The sequence below is a fragment of the Arthrobacter sp. RCC_34 genome, from assembly GCF_041360795.1.
In the GTDB taxonomy this organism is placed as follows: Bacteria; Actinomycetota; Actinomycetes; order Actinomycetales; family Micrococcaceae; genus Arthrobacter_E.
In genome coordinates, this window is record NZ_JBFUPW010000001.1 from 991335 (window position 1) to 1013481 (window position 22147).

23 protein-coding genes, 1 tRNA gene and 1 other RNA gene are annotated in these 22147 nt (G+C 68.5%); 12 read left to right on the top strand and 13 right to left on the bottom strand.

Annotated elements, in window-relative coordinates; genetic code table 11:
- Positions 1–55: 55 nt before the first annotated feature.
- Complete coding sequence (locus AB6732_RS04615; protein ID WP_370958689.1) at positions 56–1462, bottom strand: PLP-dependent aminotransferase family protein; 1407 nt, start codon at positions 1460–1462, stop codon at positions 56–58.
- On the opposite strand from AB6732_RS04615, the gene AB6732_RS04620 reads away from it, so the two are divergent.
- The 3 genes from AB6732_RS04620 (at position 1461) to AB6732_RS04630 (ending at position 3382) form a co-directional block, all read left to right on the top strand.
- Positions 1461–2396 carry a DMT family transporter gene (locus AB6732_RS04620; RefSeq protein ID WP_370958691.1) on the top strand — a complete coding sequence of 312 codons (936 nt, stop codon included), beginning with the start codon at positions 1461–1463 and terminating at the stop codon, positions 2394–2396. The two genes, AB6732_RS04615 and AB6732_RS04620, sit on opposite strands and share 2 nt — an antisense overlap.
- A complete protein-coding gene (locus AB6732_RS04625; RefSeq protein ID WP_370958693.1) occupies positions 2396–3007 on the top strand; it encodes an FMN-binding negative transcriptional regulator in 612 nt (203 codons plus the stop codon). Before AB6732_RS04620 ends, AB6732_RS04625 begins: the two co-directional genes overlap by 1 nt.
- Positions 3008–3121: 114 nt before the next feature.
- Positions 3122–3382: a GlsB/YeaQ/YmgE family stress response membrane protein gene (locus tag AB6732_RS04630; RefSeq protein WP_370958695.1), complete on the top strand. Its 261-nt coding sequence runs from the start codon at positions 3122–3124 to the stop codon at positions 3380–3382.
- Between the two features lie 93 nt (positions 3383–3475).
- Here the strand turns inward: AB6732_RS04630 and AB6732_RS04635 are convergent, their stop codons facing one another.
- Positions 3476–4225, bottom strand: a complete 750-nt coding sequence (locus AB6732_RS04635; RefSeq protein ID WP_370958697.1) for a FadR/GntR family transcriptional regulator — start codon at positions 4223–4225, stop codon at positions 3476–3478.
- 191 nt (positions 4226–4416) lie between these two features.
- Between AB6732_RS04635 and gndA the strand changes: the two genes are divergently transcribed.
- The gene (gene gndA / locus AB6732_RS04640) at positions 4417–5853 is read left to right on the top strand and encodes an NADP-dependent phosphogluconate dehydrogenase (RefSeq protein ID WP_370958699.1); all 1437 of its coding nucleotides are present in this window, start codon (positions 4417–4419) and stop codon (positions 5851–5853) included.
- A gap of 152 nt (positions 5854–6005) precedes the next feature.
- Here the strand turns inward: gndA and AB6732_RS04645 are convergent, their stop codons facing one another.
- The 4 genes from AB6732_RS04645 to msrA form a co-directional block, all read right to left on the bottom strand.
- Positions 6006–6530 carry a hypothetical protein gene (locus AB6732_RS04645; protein WP_370958701.1) on the bottom strand — a complete coding sequence of 175 codons (525 nt, stop codon included), beginning with the start codon at positions 6528–6530 and terminating at the stop codon, positions 6006–6008.
- 93 nt (positions 6531–6623) lie between these two features.
- Positions 6624–7199, bottom strand: coding sequence for a serine O-acetyltransferase EpsC (gene epsC, locus AB6732_RS04650; protein ID WP_370958703.1), 576 nt, complete (start codon positions 7197–7199; stop codon positions 6624–6626).
- A gap of 189 nt (positions 7200–7388) precedes the next feature.
- Positions 7389–8324, bottom strand: a complete 936-nt coding sequence (gene cysK, locus AB6732_RS04655) for a cysteine synthase A (RefSeq protein ID WP_307497246.1) — start codon at positions 8322–8324, stop codon at positions 7389–7391.
- 65 nt (positions 8325–8389) lie between these two features.
- The gene (msrA, locus tag AB6732_RS04660) at positions 8390–8914 is read right to left on the bottom strand and encodes a peptide-methionine (S)-S-oxide reductase MsrA (protein WP_370958705.1); all 525 of its coding nucleotides are present in this window, start codon (positions 8912–8914) and stop codon (positions 8390–8392) included.
- 129 nt (positions 8915–9043) lie between these two features.
- Between msrA and AB6732_RS04665 the strand changes: the two genes are divergently transcribed.
- A complete protein-coding gene (locus AB6732_RS04665; RefSeq protein WP_370958707.1) occupies positions 9044–10120 on the top strand; it encodes a Nif3-like dinuclear metal center hexameric protein in 1077 nt (358 codons plus the stop codon).
- Between the two features lie 125 nt (positions 10121–10245).
- Positions 10246–10980, top strand: coding sequence for a zinc ribbon domain-containing protein (locus AB6732_RS04670; RefSeq protein WP_370958709.1), 735 nt, complete (start codon positions 10246–10248; stop codon positions 10978–10980).
- Between the two features lie 42 nt (positions 10981–11022).
- On the opposite strand, the gene AB6732_RS04675 is transcribed toward AB6732_RS04670, so the two are convergent.
- Positions 11023–11787, bottom strand: a complete 765-nt coding sequence (locus AB6732_RS04675; protein ID WP_370958711.1) for a YaaA family protein — start codon at positions 11785–11787, stop codon at positions 11023–11025.
- A 104-nt stretch (positions 11788–11891) separates the two neighbouring features.
- On the opposite strand from AB6732_RS04675, the gene rnpB reads away from it, so the two are divergent.
- The 4 genes from rnpB to AB6732_RS04695 all read left to right on the top strand — a co-directional run bounded on the left by rnpB (position 11892) and on the right by AB6732_RS04695 (position 15111).
- An RNA gene (rnpB, locus tag AB6732_RS04680) (RNase P RNA component class A) lies at positions 11892–12268 on the top strand.
- 190 nt (positions 12269–12458) lie between these two features.
- On the top strand, positions 12459–13901 hold the full coding sequence (locus AB6732_RS04685; protein ID WP_107002890.1) for a glyceraldehyde-3-phosphate dehydrogenase: 1443 nt from the start codon (positions 12459–12461) through the stop codon (positions 13899–13901).
- An 83-nt stretch (positions 13902–13984) separates the two neighbouring features.
- On the top strand, positions 13985–14176 hold the full coding sequence (locus AB6732_RS04690) for a hypothetical protein (RefSeq protein WP_370958714.1): 192 nt from the start codon (positions 13985–13987) through the stop codon (positions 14174–14176).
- Between the two features lie 116 nt (positions 14177–14292).
- Positions 14293–15111: an HNH endonuclease family protein gene (locus AB6732_RS04695; protein ID WP_370958716.1), complete on the top strand. Its 819-nt coding sequence runs from the start codon at positions 14293–14295 to the stop codon at positions 15109–15111.
- Positions 15112–15142: 31 nt separating this feature from the next.
- Here the strand turns inward: AB6732_RS04695 and AB6732_RS04700 are convergent, their stop codons facing one another.
- Positions 15143–15649: a GNAT family N-acetyltransferase gene (locus AB6732_RS04700; RefSeq protein ID WP_370958718.1), complete on the bottom strand. Its 507-nt coding sequence runs from the start codon at positions 15647–15649 to the stop codon at positions 15143–15145.
- Positions 15650–15739: 90 nt separating this feature from the next.
- Here AB6732_RS04700 and AB6732_RS04705 point away from each other — a divergent pair, with 90 nt between their 5' ends.
- The gene (locus AB6732_RS04705; protein ID WP_370958720.1) at positions 15740–16627 is read left to right on the top strand and encodes a LysR family transcriptional regulator; all 888 of its coding nucleotides are present in this window, start codon (positions 15740–15742) and stop codon (positions 16625–16627) included.
- Positions 16628–16703: 76 nt separating this feature from the next.
- On the opposite strand, the gene AB6732_RS04710 is transcribed toward AB6732_RS04705, so the two are convergent.
- Both AB6732_RS04710 and def read right to left on the bottom strand, forming a co-directional pair.
- A complete protein-coding gene (locus tag AB6732_RS04710) occupies positions 16704–17546 on the bottom strand; it encodes an acyltransferase domain-containing protein (RefSeq protein ID WP_370958722.1) in 843 nt (280 codons plus the stop codon).
- A gap of 3 nt (positions 17547–17549) precedes the next feature.
- Positions 17550–18134 carry a peptide deformylase gene (gene def, locus AB6732_RS04715; protein WP_370958724.1) on the bottom strand — a complete coding sequence of 195 codons (585 nt, stop codon included), beginning with the start codon at positions 18132–18134 and terminating at the stop codon, positions 17550–17552.
- Positions 18135–18353: 219 nt separating this feature from the next.
- Here def and AB6732_RS04720 point away from each other — a divergent pair, with 219 nt between their 5' ends.
- On the top strand, positions 18354–20144 hold the full coding sequence (locus AB6732_RS04720; RefSeq protein WP_370958726.1) for a BCCT family transporter: 1791 nt from the start codon (positions 18354–18356) through the stop codon (positions 20142–20144).
- Between the two features lie 24 nt (positions 20145–20168).
- On the opposite strand, the gene AB6732_RS04725 is transcribed toward AB6732_RS04720, so the two are convergent.
- The 3 genes from AB6732_RS04725 to orn form a co-directional block, all read right to left on the bottom strand.
- Positions 20169–21020 carry a PhzF family phenazine biosynthesis protein gene (locus AB6732_RS04725; protein WP_370958728.1) on the bottom strand — a complete coding sequence of 284 codons (852 nt, stop codon included), beginning with the start codon at positions 21018–21020 and terminating at the stop codon, positions 20169–20171.
- Between the two features lie 249 nt (positions 21021–21269).
- Positions 21270–21345, bottom strand: a tRNA-His gene (locus AB6732_RS04730).
- A gap of 132 nt (positions 21346–21477) precedes the next feature.
- Positions 21478–22125 (bottom strand): oligoribonuclease, encoded by a 648-nt coding sequence (gene orn / locus AB6732_RS04735; RefSeq protein ID WP_370958730.1) that lies wholly within the window; start codon positions 22123–22125, stop codon positions 21478–21480.
- Positions 22126–22147 lie beyond the last annotated feature (22 nt).

The window sequence follows — 22147 nt, forward strand, 5'->3', positions numbered from 1 at the left end:
CAGCAGGGCGGCGAGTGGCAAGCCCGTTTGCCGAACGGGCAAACCGGGGAGGGGTTCAGCTCTCGGCCAGGACCTCTCCCAGGATCCGGGCGGCCTCGGGGAAGCGCTCGGGATTGGAACCGGAGTAATTGAGCCTGACGTAGGACCCGGACGGCTCGGCCGGGAACCACTCCGTGCCCGGTGCGAGGATGACGCCGCGGCTCTCGCAGTGGCGCGCCAGCAGCTCCGCGTCCGTGCCGTCGGGCAGCCGTGCCCACAGATTCAGGCCACCCGGGGGAGTGAACTCCACCTGGGCCTGGGGAGCGTGCGCGCGCAGGGCGTCGAGCAGCAGATCGCGCCGGTCCTTCAGCTGACGCCGGAGACCCTTGAGATGCGTCCGCCAGGACGGCTGCGTCACGACGTCGAGCGCGGCAGCCTGGAGCAGTCCGCTCACGTACATCGACTCGGCGGCCCGGTCCGCCAGGATGCGGTCCCGCGCGGGACCGCGGGCGATCAGCGCCGCGACGCGCAGGGACGGGGAGACGCTCTTGGTGAGGGAGCGCAGGTAGATCACGTGCCCCTGGTCGTCCTGGGCCGCGATCGGATGCGGCTCCGTGTCGATACCCAGGTCATGAGCCCAGTCGTCCTCGATCAGGAAAGCGCGGTGGCGGCGCACCACGTCGAGGATCGCGAGCCCACGCTCGTGGCTCCACTGGGCGCCGCTCGGATTGGCGTAACTCGGCTGAGCGTAGAAAGCGCGTGCCCCGGTCTCTTCGAAGGCTCGCTCGACGTCGGCGGGATCGGGGCCGTGCTGACCGCTCGGCACGGGCACCAGAGTCACTCCGGCCTGCGCGGCGGCGAGGATCGACCCCCAGTAGCTGGGCGATTCGATGACGAGGGGCTGCCCCGGTCCCACGAGGGCGCGGAAGATCGAGCTCAAGCCGCTCTGACTCCCCGAGAGCACCAGGACGTCCCGGGCGCTCGGCGGCGTGACGTCCACGGGCGCGGACGCCGCCAGCTCTCCGGCGAACCAGGCCTGCAGCTCGGGCAGCCCTGCGGCGGGGGAGCGCCCGATGGCGGCCTCGGTGCGCGCTGCGCGGGCGAGGGCCGAACGGACGAGCCGTTCGGGGAGCAGCTCACGGGCGGGATAGCCGGAATGCAGCCCGATCGCGTCGGGCGCCACGGTGCGCTGGGTCGAGGACAGCGCGCCGCCCCGCGACGGCGGAGCCCCGAGGGCCGCCGTCTGCCAGCCGAAATCGGCGGGCCGAGTGGGCCGGACGCCCCGGACGAACGTCCCGACGCCCGGGCGGCTTTCGATGAGTCCCAGGGACGCGAGGGTCCGCATCGCCTTCTGCACGGTGACCGGGCTGGCGCCGTATTCGGCCGTCAGGGCCCGGTTGGACGGCACCTTGGCGCCAGGTGCGGCGGTGGCGATCCACGCGCGCAGGCCCTGGACGATCCGCTCGGTGCTATCATGATTCATGGAAGTACATAGTAGCGTTACTCTCAAGAGAACGACAGTGCTATCCCGGCATCCGGGCCTCTGGTGGGGTCTGCTGGGCGTCACGGCTTTCTCCTTCACCCTCCCGTTCACGCGGATCGCGGCGGCAGGTCTCCCGGCCCTGTTCATCGGCTCGGCCCGCGCGGTCGTCGCGGCGGTACTCGCCGCCTGCGCCCTCGCGCTCACCCGGCAACGGCTGCCCCGCGGGGCGCAGTGGCTGCGGCTCGCGGTCGTGGCCGCCGGCGTCGTCGTCGGCTTCCCGGTTCTCACCTCCTACGCGCTGACCACCGTGCCCGCGAGCCATGCCGCCGTGGTGATCGGTCTGCTGCCCGCAGCGACGGCGGTCCTGGCCGTCCTCCGCGCCAAAGAACGGCCCGCTCGTTCCTTCTGGGTGTTCTCCGCGCTCGGTGCCGCGTGTGCCGTGGCCTTCGCGTCGGTGCAGGGCGACGGGATCGCGACGCTGCACTGGGCTGATGCGCTGCTCTTCGCCGCGGTGCTCGCGGCGGCCGCCGGCTACGCGGAGGGCGGACTGCTCGCCCGCGAACTCGGCTCCTGGCAGACCGTCTCCTGGGCCCTCGTCCTCGCCGCGCCCCTCATGACCGTGCTGACGGTCGTCTCACTCGACGGGCGGATCCTCCTGGCCGGCCCGGCGCAGTGGTGGGCGTTCGCCTACCTGGCCGTCGTGAGCATGTTCCTGGGCTTCTTCGCGTGGTACCGCGGACTCGCCATCGGCCCGATGGCCCAGGTGAGTCAGATCCAGCTCACTCAGCCCGTCATGAGCATCCTGTGGGCGGCGTTGCTGCTGGGCGAGCAGCCGGGCGTCCCGACACTCCTGGGCGGCGTCGCCGTCATCCTGTGCGCCGCACTTGCGGTCCGCACCCGCCTCACCCCCGTGACCCCCGCGAAAGGACTCTGATGCGTCACACACCCCGCTACCTCATGACCGACCCCGCCGAAGTCGAGCGGCTCATCCGCAACAACCCGTGGGCGACCTTCGTCTCGCCGTCGTCGCAGGGACTCACGGCCTCCCACTACCCGGCCATCCTGGACGAGGACGAGGAAGGGATCGTGATCGTCAGCCACTTCGGACGGCCGGACGAGAAACTCCACGAACTCGGCGACCACGAGATCCTCGTCATCATCCAGGGCCCGCACGACTACGTCTCCCCGAGCTGGTACGCGCCCGGCGACCTCGTGCCCACCTGGAATCACGTGACCGCGCATCTCTACGGGACGCCGGAGATCCTGAGCGATGAGGAGAACTACGCGATGCTGGGGCGCCTCACGGATCACTTCGAACGCCATCTGCCGCACGGGCGGAGTCTGAGCGAGGACGAGGAGGGGACGCGCCGCATCGCGAAGGGGACGGTCGGCCTCCGGATGAGGGTCGACCGCTTCGAGGCTCGGGCGAAGCTCAGCCAGAACAAGGGGACGGAGACGGTGGAGAACATCGTGGGGGAGGTGGGGAAGAGAAACCCCGCGCTGGCCGAGGAGATGCGCCGGGTTCACCTTCGCGAGGAGGCGTGAGGCCTTTTCCGGCACGCCCTCGAAAAGTCAGGTCCGCCGGGTCCGGTTGTCTGACGGTAGGCTGAAAGAAGCCTCAACCGGGCTCTGAGAAGGCTTTCTACAGAAAGGTTCATCATGGGATTTCTTGGTTGGATCGTCCTCGGACTCATCGCCGGCGCGATTGCGAAGGCCCTCATGCCGGGCCAGCAGGGCGGCGGCTGGCTGGCGACCCTGCTCCTCGGAGTGGTGGGCGCCCTGGTAGGCGGCTGGATCGGATCCGCCCTCTTCCACGTCGGCCTGAATGAATTCTGGTCCCTGTCCACCTGGCTGCTGGCGATCGTCGGCTCGCTGGTGGTGCTCTTCATCTGGGGCCTGATTACGAAGCGGCGCGCCTGACGGTGTGCTGACGACGACGGCGGGGCCGGTCCTTCGGGGCCGGCCCCGCCGTCGTTCCGTCAAAGGTTCGTGGTGGAGCGGTTTCGGGAGCCGCTAACCCTGCGTGCTGAGCGGCTTGAGGGGGACGAAGACGCGCGGCTGACCCGCCCACTGGGGCGAGAGGTCCTCGATGGTCTCGTTGATCAGCTTCGCCGAGGCGCGGCGGGCTGCCGCCGCCTTGCCGTCCAGGATGGCCCGGGCCACGTCGAGGTGCCATTGGAGCGCCTCCTCCTTCGGCTGGCTCGGCATCAGTCCGTGCGTGGTGCGTCCGGCCAGGGTCTCGGCGACCTGCCCGATCAGGGTCGCGAACATCTCGTTCCCGGAGCCGCTGAGCACCAGGGCGTGGAAGCGCGTGTCGAGGTCGAGGAAGCGTTCGAGCTTCCCCTGACGCCCCACCTTCGCCATCTCCTCGGCCACCTGCAGCAGCTCGCGCCGCAGGGCGAAGGGCGCGTTCTGAGCTGCCAGCTCACTCGCCACGGGCTCCACCGCGGAGCGCAGTTCCGCGAGCGACCGCAATTGGGCGCCCCGTGCGTCGCTGTCCATCTTCCAGCGGATCACGCTCGCGTCGAAGGGATTCCACGCGTGGGCGGGAAGGACCCGGATACCCACCCGCTTGATGCTCTCCACCATGCCGAGGGACTGGAGGACTCGGACGGCCTCGCGGACCACGGATCGTGACACTTTCAGCTCGGCTTCAAGCTTCTCCGCCAGCATGACGTGACCTGCGGGAAGGTCTCCCGTGACGATCCTGCGTCCGAGGATATCCAGTGCCTGGTGGTGAAGGCTGGGCTGACGGCTCGTCATCGATGTCGAAATCCTCAGGGTGAAGTGGTCAAATGTGAAGTAACACCAGCGTAGGTTCTTCCGGCGGTTTCCGCCCCGACCGCGTGAAATGTGCTTCACCTTACAGCTGGCTCTTCCGTCGCCGGTGTCCAGGACGTAGGGTTGAAAACGTCTTGTTAAAATCAGATTACTAGCATTGACTTGGAGTGTAGATGCCTGCACAAATCGGTGTCACCGGTCTCGCCGTCATGGGGGCCAACCTGGCCCGGAACCTCGCCCGCAACGGCTTCACGGTCGCTCTGCACAACCGCTCCGTGGAGAAGACGGACGCCCTGCTCGCCGCTCACGGCGACGAAGGCGACTTCGTCCGCACCGAGAGCCTCCAGGAACTCGTCGACTCGCTCGAGAAGCCGCGCCGCGTGCTCATCATGGTGAAGGCGGGTGCTCCCGTCGACGCTGTCGTGGATCAGCTCGTCCCGCTGCTGGATGAGGGCGACATCGTGATCGACGCCGGCAACTCCCACTACACGGACACCCGCCGCCGCGAGGCCGCGCTGGCGGAGAAGGGCCTGCACTTCGTGGGCGTCGGTGTCTCCGGCGGCGAGGAGGGCGCGCTCAACGGCCCGTCCATCATGCCCGGCGGCTCCAAGGAGTCCTACGAGGCTCTGGGCCCGCTGCTCGAGAAGATCTCCGCTCACGTCGACGGCGAGCCCTGCTGCGCCTGGATCGGCACCGACGGCGCCGGCCACTTCGTCAAGATGGTCCACAACGGCATCGAATACGCCGACATGCAGGTCATCGGTGAGGCCTACGACCTGCTGCGCAGCGCCGCCGGCATCGAGCCCGCCGAGCAGGCCAAGATCTTCGAAGAGTGGAACAAGGGCGAGCTGTCCTCCTTCCTGATCGAGATCTCCGCGGAGGTGCTCGGCCACGTGGACGCCAAGACGGGCAAGCCGTTCGTGGACGTCGTGGTCGATTCCGCCGGGCAGAAGGGCACCGGCCGCTGGACGGTCCAGTCCGCCCTGGATCTGGGTTCGCCGGTCTCCGGCATCGCCGAGTCCGTGTTCGCCCGTGGCATCTCCTCGCAGCGTGGTCAGCGCTCGATCGCTCAGGAGACCCTGGAAGGCCACGAGATCGAGGTGGCGCTTCCCGAGAACTTCGTGGAGGACGTCCGCCAGGCCCTCTACGCCTCCAAGCTCGTGAGCTACGCGCAGGGCCTGGACATGCTGACCAGCGCCGCCAAGGAGTACGGCTGGGACCTCAAGCTGGACGAGATCGCCTCCCTGTGGCGCGCCGGCTGCATCATCCGCGCCGAGCTGCTCAAGGACATCATGGCCGCCTACGAAGGCGACGCCAAGCCGGAGAACCTCCTGTTCGCCCCGGCGTTCGCGAAGTCCGTCGGCGAGGCCGTCCCGGCCTGGCGCCGCGTGGTGGCCACCGCCGTCCAGCTGGGCATCCCGGTGCCGGTGTTCTCCTCCTCGCTGGCCTACTACGACGGTCTGCGCCGCAAGCGCCTGCCCGCCGCTCTGATCCAGGGCCAGCGTGACCTCTTCGGCGCCCACACCTACGGGCGCGTGGATGAAGAGGGCACGTTCCACACCCAGTGGAGCGGTGACCGCACCGAGGTCAGCGCGGTCGACACGCACTGACTCACCCCGCACGACGACGGCGGCCCCCACCTTCCGGTGGGGGCCGCCGTCGTGCTTCATCGCCCTGAGTGGCCAATCGCGTTGCGTGCTCAGTTGTTGCGGGTGTTCACGGCGAACACCCGCAACAACTGAGCACGCAACCCGAGGTGCGGTCAGTCCTTGCCGAGGTGCCGTGCGATCGTCCTCATCTCCGGCGCGAAGGCGTAGACGGTCCCGTTGGCCGCGGACACCCACCACTGTCCGCAGTAATGGCTCGCTGTGCGCTCCTGACCCGCGGGCCACCAGTCGGCGGAGAGCGTGGCCTCCGAGATGAAGTCGTCGGCCTTCCGAGAGTCCCCGGCCTCCACCTGGGGGCCCGGCCGGGCGCCGGAGGGAAGCGCCTTGCACTGAGCGGGGAGGCCCGACACGTCGCCGGAGTACTTCAGGATCCGCTCCGCGCCGGTGGTCCGGATGACCTCGCGGACGTCGGTCGCACCGGCAGGGATCCAGGCGGGGGCCACGCCGTCCTTCGTGGCCTCGGCTCCGTGGGGCCAGTCGTGGCTCTCCCGCTTGTCGTAGTTGTCGGCCAGGGGCGTGATGCCGCAGGCGCTCAGCGGCAACAGCGCGGCGCCGGCCAGGCCGAGGACCGTCAGTGTCCGAGCGCGGCCGGACACGGTGGGGTTCGTGGAGGTTGTCATGCTTCCACGCTAGGAGCGGAGCGCCCCCGGCCGCCTCGGACCCGGGACGGACTTGCGCGCCAGGGTTCTCGGCCCGAGGGCGGAGAGAACCCGTCAGATGTAGTAGTACTCTGCGGGGTCCACGGCCGGCTTCGTCTCGACCTCAGCCACGCGGGGACGCCAGGTGGCGGGGATGCCGGTGACGATCGAGTTGGCCGGCGCGTCCTTCACGACGACGGCGTTAGCGCCGATCGCGGAATCGTCACCGATGATGATGGGGCCCAGGACCTTGGCGCCGGCGCCGATGGTGACCCTGTTGCCGATGGTCGGGTGCCGCTTGACCTTGGCCAGGGACCGACCGCCCAGAGTCACGCCGTGGTAGATCATGACGTCGTCGCCGATCTCGGCGGTCTCCCCTATGACCACCCCCATGCCGTGGTCGATGAAGAAGCGCCGTCCCACGGTGGCGCCGGGGTGGATCTCGATGCCCGTGAGGAAACGGGTCAGCTGGGACAGCACCCGGGCGGGGAAGCGAAGCGCCGGCTTCTGCCACATGCGGTGCGTCACGCGGTGGACCCAGATGGCATGCAGCCCCGAATAGACGAAGAAGTTCTCCGCGGACCCGCGGGCGGCGGGGTCATGGGAGCGGGCGCTCTCGAGGTCCTCTTTCAGGCGGGTGAAGAAGCTCACGCTGTCCTTCTGGTCGCCGTACACGGGCGCGTACGTGGTGGATGCTGAACGGATAACCAGCGGGCCCGGGAAAGAATTCCCTGGGCAGCCGACTGCCCGACGTCGCCCTCCGTCCGCGGTCCGTGCTCTGGAGCACGCAGGGACCGCATGGACGGGAGGGGCGACGCCGGGCAGGCGCAGCCGGGAGGATCAGCCGCGGATGTCGTCGTACAGCACGGTGGAGATGTAGCGTTCGCCGAAGTCGGGCACGACCGCCACGATCAGCTTGCCCTTGTTCTCGGGACGCTTGGCCAGTTCGAGGGCGCCCCAGACGGCCGCACCCGAGGAGATGCCGCCGAGGATGCCTTCCTTGACGCCGAGCGCACGCGCGGTGGCGACTGCGTCCTCGAGGCTGGCGTCCAGCACTTCGTCGTAGATGCTGGTGTCCAGCACCTCCGGGACGAAGTTCGCGCCGAGGCCCTGGATCTTGTGCGGACCCGGGGCGCCGCCGTTGAGGATGGGGGAGTCCTTGGGCTCGACGGCCACGACCTGGACCGAGGGCTTGCGCTCCTTGAGGACCTGGCCGACGCCGGTCACGGTGCCACCGGTGCCCACGCCGCCCACGAAGATGTCCACTTCACCGTCGGTGTCGGCCCAGATCTCCTCGGCCGTGGTGGTGCGGTGGATGGCCGGGTTGGCCGGGTTGGCGAACTGCTGGGCCCAGATGGCGTTCTCGGTGTTGGCGACGATCTCCTGGGCCTTCTCCACGGCGCCGCGCATGCCCTCGGAACCCGGGGTCAGGACGATCTCGGCGCCGTAGGCGCGCAGCATGACACGGCGCTCGGTGGACATGGTCTCCGGCATGGTCAGGATGACCTTGTAGCCACGAGCCGCTCCGACGAGGGCCAGGGCGATGCCCGTGTTGCCCGAGGTGCCTTCCACGATGGTGCCACCCGGCTTCAGCGCGCCGGCCTTCTCGGCCGCGTCGATGATGGCCACGCCGATGCGGTCCTTGACGCTGTTGGCCGGGTTGTAGAACTCGAGCTTCACGGCGACCGTGGCATCCAGGCCCTCGGTCAGACGGTTCAGCCGGACCAGGGGGGTCCGGCCGATGAGCTGAGTGACGTCATCGTAGATACGTGCCATGGTGTACTGCTGCCTATCTCCAGGTGGATGGTTAAGGAAAGCCTAGTGAGCCGGTTCACCCAGCGTCATGACTTCAGCCATGCGGAGTAATATTTCCGGGCCTTGGCCAGCTTCGGATTGATGATCACCTGACAGTATCCCTGCCCGGAGTTGTTGGCGTAGTAATCCTGGTGGATCGCCTCGGCCTCGTAGAAGCGGCTGGCCCGGGTCACCTCGGTGACGATCGGGGCGTTCCACAGCGCCTGGTTGCGCTCGATGGCGGCGCGGAACAGCTCAGCCTCCTCCTCATCCTGGTAGAACATCGCGGACCGGTACTGCGTCCCGACGTCGTAGCCCTGACGGTTCAGCGTGGTGGGGTCATGCAGAGCGAAGAACATGTCCAGGATGACGTCGGCCGGGATGATGTCCTCGTCGAAGGTGACGGCCACCGCTTCGGCATGCCCGGTGGTGCCGGAGCAGACCTCGTAGTAGCCCGGATCGGGCAGGTGCCCGCCGATGTAGCCGGAAACAACAGAAGAGACGCCGCGCGTCTGCTGGTACACCGCGTCAAGGCACCAGAAGCAGCCGCCGGCCAGGATGAAAGTTCTCACAGCATGCTCAATGGCCGGCGGAGCTGAAATGTTCCCCCGATGGCCCCGTACGGGTTCAGCTCTGGGAGAAGCGCCTTCGTAGACCGGGAGAGCGTCCCCTTCCCGGACGCGGTGCGGTAGAACTTGAGTATGCAGAATGAGACGCACGGCAGCCCCGGCCCGGCTCTGGAAGGCCAGGTCCCGCCCACCGCGGCCCCTGAAACCGGAGCGGAGCAGCTCCCCGCCCAGGACCAGGCGGAGGGGCGCCACGGAGAGACGCCCGCCGGCAGCGAACACGCAGATGCGACGACGACGCCGGGCGAGGACGCCCCGTCCGTCCCGGGCGACGCGGCCGTCACCGAGGCCCCGGAGCAGCAGACGCCCACGCTCGCCGAAGTGCAGCTCGCCGTCGAGGAGCTCTGGCCCGAGTCGCTCGCCGAGGACTGGGACAAGGTCGGCCTCGTGACGGGCCGGCCGGAGCAGCCGGTACGCCGCATCCAGTTCGCGGTGGATCCCACCGAAGAAGTGGTCCAGGAGGCGGTGGACCTCGGCGTCGACCTGCTGATCACCCACCACCCCTTGCTGCTGCGCGGCGTCAGCTCGGTGGCGGCCACCACCGCCAAGGGCCGGGTGATCCACCGGCTCATCGAGAACGGCGTGGGCCTCCTGACGGTCCACACGAACGGTGACTCGGCGGTGGGCGGCGTCTCCGACGTCATCGCCGATGCCCTTGAGCTGCACGACCGCGAGCCGCTGACGGCCGCCCGGAACGGCCTTCCCGAGGAAGGCGTGGGACGCGTGGGCGCCCTCGGCTCCGCCGTCACCCTGGCCGATCTGGCGGCCCGGCTCTGCGGTTTTCTGCCCTCCGTGGCGGGTGGGGTCCGGGTCGCGGGGGACCGGGACGCGTTCGTGCAGCGCGTGGCGATCTGCGGCGGCGCGGGGGATTCCTTCTTCGACGACGTCCGCGCGCGCCAGGCCGATGTCTACATCACGGCGGACCTGCGGCACCACCCGGCGTCGGAGGCGCGTGAGACCGCCCGCGGTGGCCGCCCGTACCTCATCGACGTCTCCCATTTCGCGAGCGAGTGGCTCTGGCTTCCGGCGGCCGCCCAGGCCCTCGACAATGTGCTCGAGGACCAGGGGTTCCCGGTGGAGATCGGCGTCAGCGGGATCAACACGGACCCGTGGGACTTCATCCTCACCCCGCACGGCGACGGCGAGGGCTGACCTGGGCCGGTCGGTGATGACCCGTGCCGCTCGGCGCGTTTCGTTCGGCCCGGATATGGCCTAGTCTCAAAGCACCTGTCACCACAGAGACGACCTGATCCTCAGCGTCGTCATAGGAGGTCCGCATGGCCAAGGCACCGGCTGCCGAGCAGCTCAGACTCCTCGAACTCCAGGCGTTCGACAGTGCTCTCAAAGCGAACGCCACGCGGCTGAAAGCGCTCGAGCAGGATCCCCGTCTTCCGGCGCTTCTGGCCGCCGTGGAGGACGCTCAGGCAGGCGCCGAGGAAGCCGAGCAGGCGCGGGACGCCGTGCGGAAGGCGCTGACCGCGCTGGAGGACGAGGTCTCGGCGCTGGACGTCAAGATCGAACGGGACACGGTGCGGCTCAACTCCGGCGGCCTCTCCAAGGACCTCATGGCGCTGCAGAAGGACATCGAAACGCTGAGCGCGTTCAAGTCCGGCAAAGAGGACACCGAGCTGGAGCTCATGGAGGAGCTCGAGGGCGCGGAAGCGGAAGTGAACACCCGCCAGGAGGCGCTCGACGAGGCGAAGCGGCAGCTCCGTGAAGTGCAGGAGGAACTGGCCGCGAAGACCGCGGAGGCCGAGGCGGAGCGTGACGGTGTGCGCGTCGAACGCGACGCCTTCGCGGTCACTCTGGATCCGGCCCTCCTGGCCCTCTACGAGAAGACCCTCGACCGGCGCGGCGTGGGTGCGGCCCGCCTGTTCCATGGGCACAGCGAGGGTTCCGGGATGGACCTGAGCCCGGGCGACCTGGCCGAGGTCAGGGCGGCCGCCGAGGACGACGTGGTGTACTGCCCGGACTCCGGGGTCATCCTGGTGCGCAGTCCCGAGTGGAACTGACGCCGGCTCACCCGGTCACGGCCCGGCGCCGGGAGGGCGTCGTCAGTCCGCGAGGATGATGTTCAGGGCGTGCGCCTTACGCGGCGTGCCCGGAACGAGCTCAGCGCGGTAGAGCTCCGCGGCGGCCTTGAGCAGCTGCTCGGGAGTCTGAGGCGCCTTGCCACGCCGCGTCAGCAGGTGGCGCGCCAGCTCGCCCCGCGTGTGCTTCGCGAAGTGGCTGACCACGCTGCGCTTGCCGTCGCGCTCGCGGAACACGTTCACGGCCACGGTCTGCTCCGCCGGCGGGACCCAGGCGGTCGCGTAGGTGCTGGAACGGCAGTCGACCAGGAGTTCCCCGTCGATCAGCGGAGCCAGCGCCTCGGACAGCCGGGGCTTCCAGTAGGAGGCGAGTCGGCCGAGCCCCGCCAGCGCGGTGCCCATGGACAGGCGGTAGGCGGGGACGGCGTCGTCGAACTTCAGGGCGCCCCAGAGCGCGGAGATGATCACGACGGCGTCATCCGCCTTGCGCCGCTGAGCGGCGGTCATCGAGGCGTAGCCGAGGGCGTCATAGAGGACGCCGGAGTACACGCTGTGCGCCGGGGCGGCGGATTCGTGGCGCAGCCGCGTGTTGCGGGCCACTTCCTCGTGCAGCGACGCTCCCACGCCGAGCAGCTCCAGGGCGTCCTCATGAGCGCTCACGGTGCCCAGTGCTTCCAGCACCTCGGCCCGGGTGGTGTTCAGTTCCGGGAAGCTCAGGGTGGAGAAGTCGACGCCGGGGCCCTGGGAGGCGGCGGTCTTGCCTTCGGACGGTGGGAGGAGGATCAGCACCGTTCGATGGTAGCGAATCGCGGGACCGCTCCTGATCCGGCTCGACGCCGTCCGGTCCGGGCTGGCGGCCGGGCGTGCCCGCGGCGGATAGAATGGTCGCTGGACGGGTTGGCTGGGCGATCGCGTTGACGCTCCGGCGTCACCGAGGAAAGTCCGGGCTCCGCAGAGCAGGGTGGTGGGTAACGCCCACTCGGGGTGACCCGCAGGCCAGTGCCACAGAAAACAGACCGCCACGCGCCTCGGCGCGGGGTAAGGGTGAAACGGTGGTGTAAGAGACCACCAGCTCCCTGGGTGACCGGGGAGGCTAGGTAAACCCCACCTGGAGCAAGGCCAGACAGGATGTGTTCGAGGGCTGCTCGCCCGAGCATCCGGGTAGGCCGCTTGAGGCCACTGGCAACAGTGGTCCTAGATGGATGATCGCTACGCCGCACCTGGCAACGGGCGCGGCTGACAGAACCCGGCTCACAGGCCAACCCGTCCACTCATCACAGCGATTGTGACTGATGTCACCGGAGTCCCGTCCCGGAGGCGGTCCCCGGGACGATAAACTGAACCCGAACGCTGTTGTTCACCCCGCCGGGCCTGCGTTCGCCTAGGCGGTTTTTTCATGCCCTGAACCCCCGGTGGCGAACTGCGCCCGACGTCGCGCGCAGAAGAGAAAGGTTCCTTGAGTGAGTCAGAACTCCGAGTCCTTCGAGCAGTGGATGAGCCGTGAGGCCAAGGCCGAGGCGATGATCCCGATCGTCGGCCGCCTGTACCGCGACAACAATGTGGTGACCAGCATCCACGGGCGCAGCCTGATCAACAAGTCCACCATGCAGATCCTCAAGGCGCACCGTTTCGCCCGCCGGATCAGCCAGCGCGAGCTGACCCTGGAGGACACCCTGCCGCTCGTGGAGGCGATCGACCGCCTCGAGCTCGGCGCCGCGGCCGTGGATCTGGCCCTGCTGAACGAGAAGTACCACGACACCGCCGCCGGCCGTCCGCTGGAGGAGTTCCTCCGTGAAGAGCTGGCCCCCGTCGTCGGACGCCAGGGCGCCGATGACCGCACCAGCCAGGACGTGGTGCTGTACGGTTTCGGCCGTATCGGCCGTCTGCTGGCACGCATCCTCGTGGAGAAGCACGGTGGCGGCCAGGGCCTGCGTCTGCGGGCCATCGTGGTCCGCAAGGGCAGCGACAACGACCTCGCGAAGCGCGCGAGCCTGCTCCGTCGCGACTCCGTTCACGGCCCCTTCGAGGGCACCATCCAGGTGGACGAGGAATCCCAGACCATCACGGTCAACGGCATCCGCATCCAGGTCATCTACTCGGACAGCCCGTCCACCGTGGACTACACCGCGTACGGCATCGAGAACGCCCTCGTGGTGGACAACACCGGCCGGTGGCGTGACGCCGAAGGCCTCAGCCAGCACCTGCAGAGCAAGGGCGCTGCCCGTGTGCTCCTCACGGCTCCGGGCAAGGGCGATCTGAAGAACATCGTCCACGGCATCAACCACGGCGTGATCTCGGACGAGGACACGATCGTCTCCGCCGCGAGCTGCACCACCAACGCGATCACCCCGGTCCTGAAGGCCATCAACGACAAGTTCGGCGTCCTCCACGGCCACGTCGAGACCGTCCACTCCTTCACCAACGATCAGAACCTGATCGACAACTTCCACAAGGGTGACCGTCGTGGCCGTTCCGCCGCGCTGAACATGGTCATCACGGAGACCGGCGCCGCCAAGGCCGTCGCCAAAGCCCTGCCGGAGCTGGCGGGCAAGCTGACGGGCAACGCCATTCGCGTTCCCACGCCGGATGTGTCCATGGCCATCCTGAACCTCAACCTGGAGAACGGCACCACCAAGGACGAGGTGAACGAGTACCTGCGCGAGCTGTCCCTGCACTCGGGCCTGCGCAAGCAGATCGACTTCATCGACTCGCCCGAGGTGGTCTCCACCGACTTCGTCGGCTCGCGCCGCACGGGCATCGTGGACGGCCTCGCCACGATCGCCAACGACAAGAACCTGGTCCTCTACGTCTGGTACGACAACGAGTTCGGCTACAGCTGCCAGGTCGTCCGCGTGATGGAGGAGATGGCGGGCGTGAACCCGCCGGCCTTCCCCGCTGCCTGAGCATTTCCGCTGGAAGCTGAGAGGTCACGCCGCCCTGGCGTGGCCTCTCGCTTTTAACGCGGCACGGGATCAAGATGGGCTTCATGGAACACGACACCACTTTGGAACACGCACTCGACATCGCCACCGCCAACAGCAAGGAGGCGCACCGTCTCCTCGACCAGGCGAAGGGCATGCTGGCGACCGGCGACGTCACCCAGGAACGGGTGAACCAGCTCCAGGAACTGGCCGACGCCGCGGACGCCGACCTGGTCAGGGTGCGGAAAGAGCAGTAAAACCCCGGCCCGTGTGTGAGTTTTTCCACATCCTCACCGCAGGCCGCTCATCCTGTCAGTGACTCCTCCTAGGCTGGACCGGTGCGGACATCGGTCCGGTCTGGAAGGGGTTGTCTGTGAGCGTGAACTGGGCCGGTTACCGGAGACGACGACGGCGCTCCCGGTCCGCCGCAGCGCTCCTCGCCGCGGTCACGGCCGCCGTCGTGGGGCTGCTCGGCTGGTTCTTTCTGCGCGGTCAGTTCGAGCTGGGGGAGAGCGGCTCCGGGCCGACCACCGCCCGGCTGTACGACATGGCATGGATGAAGCCACTACCGGGCGTGCACGCCGTCCCGGACGCCCCGGCCCGTTCCGTGCTGGACGCCCTTCCCGTGGCGGCCAAAGACTCCTCCCGCGGCTACGACCGCGCCGTGTTCGGTCAGGCCTGGGCCGATGAGGACCGCAACGGCTGTGACACCCGGAACGACATCCTGCGCCGTGATCTGGATGCCGTGACGTTCACGGCGAGTTCCGCGCGCACGCAGTGCCGGGTGGCCACCGGCTCGCTGTGGGACCCGTACACCGGCCACCACATCCCCTTCGAACGAGGACAGGGGAGCAGTCAGGTCATCCAGATCGACCACGTGGTGGCCCTGGCCGAGGCCTGGAAGAGCGGCGCCGACCACCTCACGCCGGTCGAGCGTCAGACCCTCGCCAACGATCCGCTGAACCTTCTCGCCGTGGACGGCCCGTCCAATCAGCAGAAGAGCGCCCAGGATGCGTCCACCTGGCTCCCCGCCAACAGGGGGTTCCGCTGCCACTACGTGGCCCGTCAGGTCTCCGTGAAGTACAGCTACGGCCTCAGCGTGAGCCCCCAGGAGCGGGACGCGATGCGGCGCGTGCTGGACGGCTGCCCGGACCAGGGCGCCATCGCGCGTCCGGCGGTCCCGGCACGCTGAGCCGGCGTGCCGGCTCGGTCGGTCAGGCCGGCTACTTCAGTTCCAGGTAGACGTCGGCGCGGTCCAGGGCGAGGGCGTAGTAGTTCTTGACGGGCACCTCGTCCGGACGGATGCTCACGAAACCCGCCGCCCGGTACAGGCGCAGCGCGCTCGTCAAGGCGTGATTGGTGCTCAGGAAGAGCCTGCGGCCGCCGAGTGCGGCGGCCCGTTTGATGGCGGCGTGCACCAGGAGACCGCCGATGCCCCGCCCGCGCGCCGTGCGGCGCACTCCCATCTTGGCGAGTTCGAACACCTCCTCCGGATACGCGACCAGGGCGACCGCGCCGAGGATCTCGCCCGTCGTGTCGTCGCGCGCCAGGAGGACGTCGCCACCGGCGTCGATGATGGTGCGCCGCGGGTCGCCGAGCGCGTGGAGATCCTCCGGCTCGACCTGGAAGTGCTCCGTGAGCCATTCCTCGCTGATCTGACGGAAAGCGAGGGCGTCCTCCGCTCCCCGCAGGGAGTCGATGGTGACACGGAGGGTGGGTTGCTGGGACATGGAGGCCTCCTTTCAGGCGTGGAATCAGTCTGTCCAGCCGCGATCAAGAAGTCCAATAAATCGGACGATGATGATTGATAAGCTCACCTTATGTATAACTCGCTCGAGCTGAAACACCTCCGTGCCTTCGCCGCGCTGGCCGAGGAACTTCACTTCGGTCAGGCGGCCTTCGAGCTGGGCATCGCCCAGCCGGCACTGTCACAGCGGATCCGGCAGATGGAGGATCTGCTGGAACTCCGGCTCTTCGAGAGGACATCGCGGCATGTGGCGCTCAGCGAGGCGGGCGCCGCATTCCTGCCGCGGGTCCGGGACCTCCTGGACCGTCTGGAGCGGGACGTGGAGGAAGCGAAGCGTGTGGCGCGTGGTGAGACCGGACGGCTGGACTTGGCCTTCATCACCTCGGCCGGCGTGATCGTCAGCGGACACTTGCAGGGGTTCGCCGCGGTGCGGCCGGATGTACAGGTGCGGCTGTCCAATGGCGACACCACCCAGGTGCTGGACCAGCTCCGGCGGGGCAGCTGCGACATCGGGATCGTCCGCGACGCGGAGCCTGAGGACGGGATCCTGCTGAGCACGCTGAGCCGTGAGGACTTCGTGGCAGTGCTCCCGGCGGATCATCCGGCAGCGGGGTCCGCCGAGGTGGGCGCCGCCGAGCTGCTCGATTCGCCCCTGATCCTGTTCCCGCGCACGAGCGGCCCCCGGGCCTATGACCTCAACGTGAAGCCGTTCCGGGACCTCGGGGTGGAGCGCCGGGCCGACCAGGAATGCACGGGCTGGCACACCATCATCCAGCTCGTGTCCCGAGGACTGGGTGTCACGATCGCCCCGGAGAGCGTGACGGGGGAGCTGCCCGTGGGCGCGGTCCGCGTGAGCCTTGCCGGGCCGGAACGCTACACCACGGAGGTGCAGCTCGCGACGCGCGACGGCGACCACCGGGCTGTCGTGGAGGCCTTCCGGCAGGCGGCCGGCGTCTGCTGAGTCGGCGCTTGTTGGGCTCGCGTTTGCTGAGCCCGCCGCCGCCCTGGCGGCGACGGGAACCGGACGGAAGCCCGGCTCAGCCGCGCGGCAGGGTCAGGTGGCCGTGGCCCAGGCCCCACTCGCCGCCGTCGTCGATGTGCTCCAGCACCGCGCGCTGGAGTGAGCTGTCGCGGGGCAGCCGGTCCAGGCCGTCGAGGCCGCGCTGGCGGAACGTGAAGTACACGGCATCCGTGGGGGAAGCACTCGTGCGGTCGAGCGTGAAGCGCTGGGCGAAGGCGGCCATGTTGCTGCCCGGGACGCGTCGCGCCAGTTCGGGGTCCAGAAGCCAGGAGATGCACTCGGCACTGCGGACCGGCTTGTCGGGGAAGTGGCGGGCGAAGAACTCGACGGCCTGGGCGAAGCTCGCGTCCACGGCGGCGGGGGACAGGCCGCCGCCTTCCGGGATGTGCACCGAGAGGATCCACTCGCCGGGATCTGCCCAGTCGGCGTCCTCGTGGTGCTGGAGCAGATGGAACTGCAGGCGCCCGAGCTGGAACAGATTGCCGGCGAAATGCAGGGAGAGCCAGCCGAAGGTCTCGAAACCGAACGTCCTGAAGACCCTGCGGTTGATGTCCACGTGGCGGCCTAGGTCCGCGAGCGTCGCGGTCACGATCTCCTGGGGGATGCCGAGGCCCTCCCAGTAGGCGAGGAGATCCGGGGTGAAGCGTGCGTACGCCTCCAGCCAGCCGAACTCGTCGACGTCGCTCTTCGGGGCGTATCCGCCGGGGAACGTGCCGAGGCGCTCCCGCAGAACGCCGAGCGCGGTCTGTGCTCCCTCGCTGGGCGGGCCGTCCAGCAGTGCCAGGACGGCGTCACGGTCGGTGTCCTGCACACCGAGGAGTGTCAGGAGCTCGGCCGGTTCCAGCGCGGTGGTCTCCACGGTTCAGTCCTCCGTGTCGTGGCCGAAGGGATCGGGGTCGACGCCGGGCATCCACGTCAGGCCCGGGACGCCCCAGCCGTTGCGCTTCACCTGGCGCTTGGCGCGGCGGGCGTAGCGGTCGATCAGGCGGTCCACGTAGAGCAGCCCGTCCAGGTGGTCGTACTCATGCTGCATGACGCGCGCGAACCAGCCGGTGGCCTCGAAGGAGACCGGCTCGCCGAAGCCGTCGAAGCCGTCGACGCGGACCCAGTCGGCGCGCTGGAGCGGGTAGTGCTCACCCGGGAAGGAGAGGCAGCCCTCCACGTGGTCCTCCGGATCCGGCGCGGCCCCGGAGACCTTGGACAGCGTGAGGCGGGGATTCACCAGGACGCCCTGGGGCGGGACACCGTCCTCATTGGCGTACTTGTAGACGAAGATCCGCAGCCCGACGCCGATCTGCGGCGCCGCCAGGCCCACACCGTTGGCCGCGTCGTTGGTCTCGAACATGTCCGCGATGAGAGCGCGCAGCTCCTCATCGAACACGGTGACCTCGTCGGCCCGGCGGTGGAGCACCGGTTCGCCCCAGATAGTCACAGGACGGACTGCCATGGCCGCCACTTCCCCTCTTGCCGATGTGCGGATGAACGAATAAGGCCGCATCGGAATCCGATACGGCCAAGCGGGCCGGAGCCCTGGAACCGTGCCGTGGGGCACGTCCGGAAACATTACCGGAAGCCGCAATCCCGGACAAACCGCCTGGTTCCGCCGGGCCGTCAGGGCGGGACCGCCGGCTTGCCCGCTGATTCGGGGCTTGGATACCGTCGAAGCATGAGTACGGAGAGCCAGAGCCCGCCCGTCCCTTCAACAGTCTCCCGGACCGGCATCGCCCGCTGGGTCTTCTGGCCCACCGCGGTCATCGTCCTCGCGTTCGTCACGGCGACCATCATCAGCCCCGACGGCATGAGCGTCGGCATCGCGGCCGTACAGGGTGCGATCATCGCGAACTTCAGCTGGTGGTACGTGCTGCTCGCCTTCGGCTTCGTGCTGTTCTGCATCTACCTGGGCTTCTCCCGGAAGGGCGACGTCAAGCTGGGCCGGCCCGACCACGACCCCGAATTCTCCCTGCTGAGCTGGTTCGCTCTGCTTTTCGCCGCAGGCATGGGCATCGGCCTGGTCTTCTACGGTGTGACCGAGCCGCTGACCCACTTCGCCACCCCCAAGCCTTCCCTCGCTGAGCAGCACCTGCAGCCGAGCGCCCAGGCGCAGGAGGCCATTGCGACCACGTTCCTGCACTGGGGGTTCCAGCCGTGGGCGATCTACGTCGTCGTCGGCCTCGCGCTGGCCCATGCCATCCACCGCCGTGGCCGGCCGCTCGCCGTGCGCTGGGCCCTCGAGCCGCTTTTCGGCGAGAAGGCGATGCGCGGCGGCTGGGGCAACACGATCGACGTCGTGGCTCTGGTGGGCACCGTGTTCGGCGTCGCCACTTCGCTGGGACTCGGCGTGACCCAGATCAGCGCGGGCCTGAAGTCGCTCGGCGTGATCGCGGCGGACAACCACTGGATCGAATACGTGATCATCGTGGTGGTCACGTGCTTCGTGCTCTGGTCGGTGCTGTCGGGCGTCTCCCGCGGCATGAAGTGGCTCTCCAACATCAACCTGATCCTCGCGGGTGCCCTCCTGCTCTTCATCCTGATCGTCGGCCCGACGCAGTTCCTGGCCAAAGAGATCGTGCAGTCCGTGGGGCATTACCTGCAGAACTGGCTGGGCATGTCCACGGACACCTCTGCCTTCACCGGCTCCGCGGGAGAGGCCTGGCAGGCGTCCTGGTCCACCTTCTACTGGGGCTGGTGGATGAGCTGGGCGCCGTTCGTGGGTGTGTTCATCGCGCGGATCTCCCGAGGTCGCACCGTCCGTGAGTTCATCCTCGGTGTGGTGCTCGTGCCGGCCCTCATCACCTTCGTCTGGTTCGGTGTCCTGGGTGGCACGGCGATCTTCCACGAGATGAACAAGACCGCGGGTTACACCTCGGTGATCGCGGCCGACGGCAGCGTGGATGCGAACGCGGCCCTGTTCCAGGTGCTGGAGCAGCTTCCCGCCGGCGGTCTGCTGGTGGTGGGCGCGATCATCCTCTCCGCGATTTTCTTCATCACCTCCTCGGACTCCGGCTCCCTGGTGATGGCCATGCTGGCCACGGGCGGTGACACCGAGCCGCGGAACTGGATCCGGGTCTTCTTCACGCTCGCGACGGCGGCCCTGGCCGCGGCGCTGCTGCTCGCCGGGGGTCTCGCCGCCATTCAGACGCTCGCCGTCTCCATCGCACTGCCCTTCAGCGTCGTGATGATTCTCATGTGCGTGGCCACTTTCAAGGCCCTGCAGCGGAACGTTCGGCGGGCGGACCGCCTGCGCCGGGAAGCGCTCGTGGCGGACCTCTCCGAGAAATTCGGTCTGGAGTCCGACGACGACGCGATCGAGTCCGGCCCGCGCAGCGCGGACGTCTGGTGGGATGGTCTGAGCAGCCGCCGCCGGCAGGCGATCGTCATGGGGGTCACGAAGGCCGCCCAGTCGATGCGCCCGGAGCACCGGGAGAACCTCCTGGGCCGGCGCAAGCGCAAGGAGTAGGCGCGGTCCGGCGCGGGGCCCGGGCTACAGCAGCACGGTCCCCGCGATGCCGTCGCGCACCGCACCGCCCACCCACAACCGGCCTTCAGTATCCCGGGTCAGGAACAGGCGACCGGCCCGGCCGATACCGGTGCCCTGGTGGGCGGTGTAGGGCGTGTCCAGCACGCCTTCGCGGGACAGCCAGCCGGCCAGCCCGGCATTCAGGCTGCCGGTCGCGGGGTCTTCCGCGGTGCCCTGCTGCGTCAGGGTGATGCCGCGAACCTCGAGGACGGGCGTCTCGCCGTCGCGCCCCGGGTGCAGTGCGCACATCCCGGCTTTGACCCCGAGGGAGCGCAGCACGGCCGATTGTGGGCGCGCCGCACGCAGAGTCTCGACGTCGCGCAGGAGGAGGCCCATCCACCGTGCGCCGTTGTCGATCCAGCAGACGCCGTGCAGGGCGCCCTCCGGCAGTTCCAGGGCCCGCGAGACCTCGGCCTGGAGATTCTCCGGCACCGGCTCCAGCACGGGATCCGGGGCGGCGAAGTGCAGCAGGCCGGCATCGCGCCGCACCCGGACCAGACCCTGCGTGGATTCCTGCACCACGTGGTCCGGGTTCCGGGGTGTGCCGCCGGCCGCGAGCCAGGCGTGGCAGCTGCCCAGCGTGGGATGCCCGGCGAACGCGAGCTCCGTGAGCGGGGTGAAGATCCTGACGCGGTAGTCGGCCTCGGGGGAGTCCGGCGGGAGCACGAAGGTGGTCTCGGAGAGGTTCGTCCAGCGGGCGAATTCCTGCATCTGCTCGGCGTCCAGCCCGTCGCCGTCGAGGACGACCGCGAGGGGATTGCCCCGGTACTGGGCTCCGGAGAACACGTCGACTTGGCGGAACGGGCGGTGACGCATGGGGATCCTCGCTGCTGAAGGGCCGGGTTCACGGATCATTCTGCCTGCTCAGGTGTCGTGTCCCCGGCAACCGCCGCGCGGCGTCTCCGACGGAATCCCCTTCCGGCTCATTCTTGCGGCCACGTGGACGCACCGTTCCGTCATCCGGATTCGTCCTCAGTCTCAAGAGCGGGACTGACAGGAGAATGAAGGGGCCTTCGTGAGGGGAAAACAAAAGTGGCGAGGTTCAGAACTGAACCTCGCCACACATGGGGTGAGCGACGGGGGTTGAACCCGCGACCTCCTGGACCACAACCAGGCGCTCTGCCAACTGAGCTACGCCCACCATGCGGCTTTCGACGGACCGGTTTCCCGGTGTTCCCCCGAAAAGCAACGTCAACTAGCTTACCTGCTCCGGAACCCACTTCGTGCCACTTTTGGCACTTTTCGCGAAAAAAGTTTCGGCGAGTGGCGCAGATTACAGCTGCTGGCCGAGCTGAGCCGCGGTGGCGGCACTCTCGGGAGCCGCCGAGATCTGTGCGGAGATCTCACGGGCGGTTGCGGTGTCGGGCCCGGGGGCCGGGACGAAGACGGCCTGGCGGTAGTAGCGCAGTTCGTCGATGGAGTCCCGGATGTCACCGAGAGCGCGGTGTCCGCCGTGCTTGGCGGGCGCCTGGAAGTAGGCCCGGGTGAACCAGCGGCGGGAGAGTTCCTTGATGGTGCTCACGTCGATCACGCGGTAGTGCAGGTGGTTCACCAGATCCGGCATGTCACGCAGCAGGAACATCTTGTCCGTGCCGATCGAGTTGCCGCCCAGGGGAGCGACGCCCACCCCGGGAACCCATTCCTTGATGTACGCCAGAACCTTCTCCTGCGCTTCCTCCATGGTCATGCCGTGGGGGAGCTCGTCCAGCAGTTTGGAGTCCGTGTGCATCTGGCGGACGAAGTCGTTCATCTGGGCCAGTGCCTCATCGGACGGCTTGATGACCACGTCCACGCCGTCACCCAGGATGTTCAGCTCCGAGTCGGTGACCAGGGCGGCCACCTCGATCAGGGCGTCGTGTTCCAGGTCCAGCCCGGTCATCTCGCAGTCGATCCAGACAATTCGTTCTTGTGTTTTAGCCACGAAGACAGCCTACCGGTCAGTA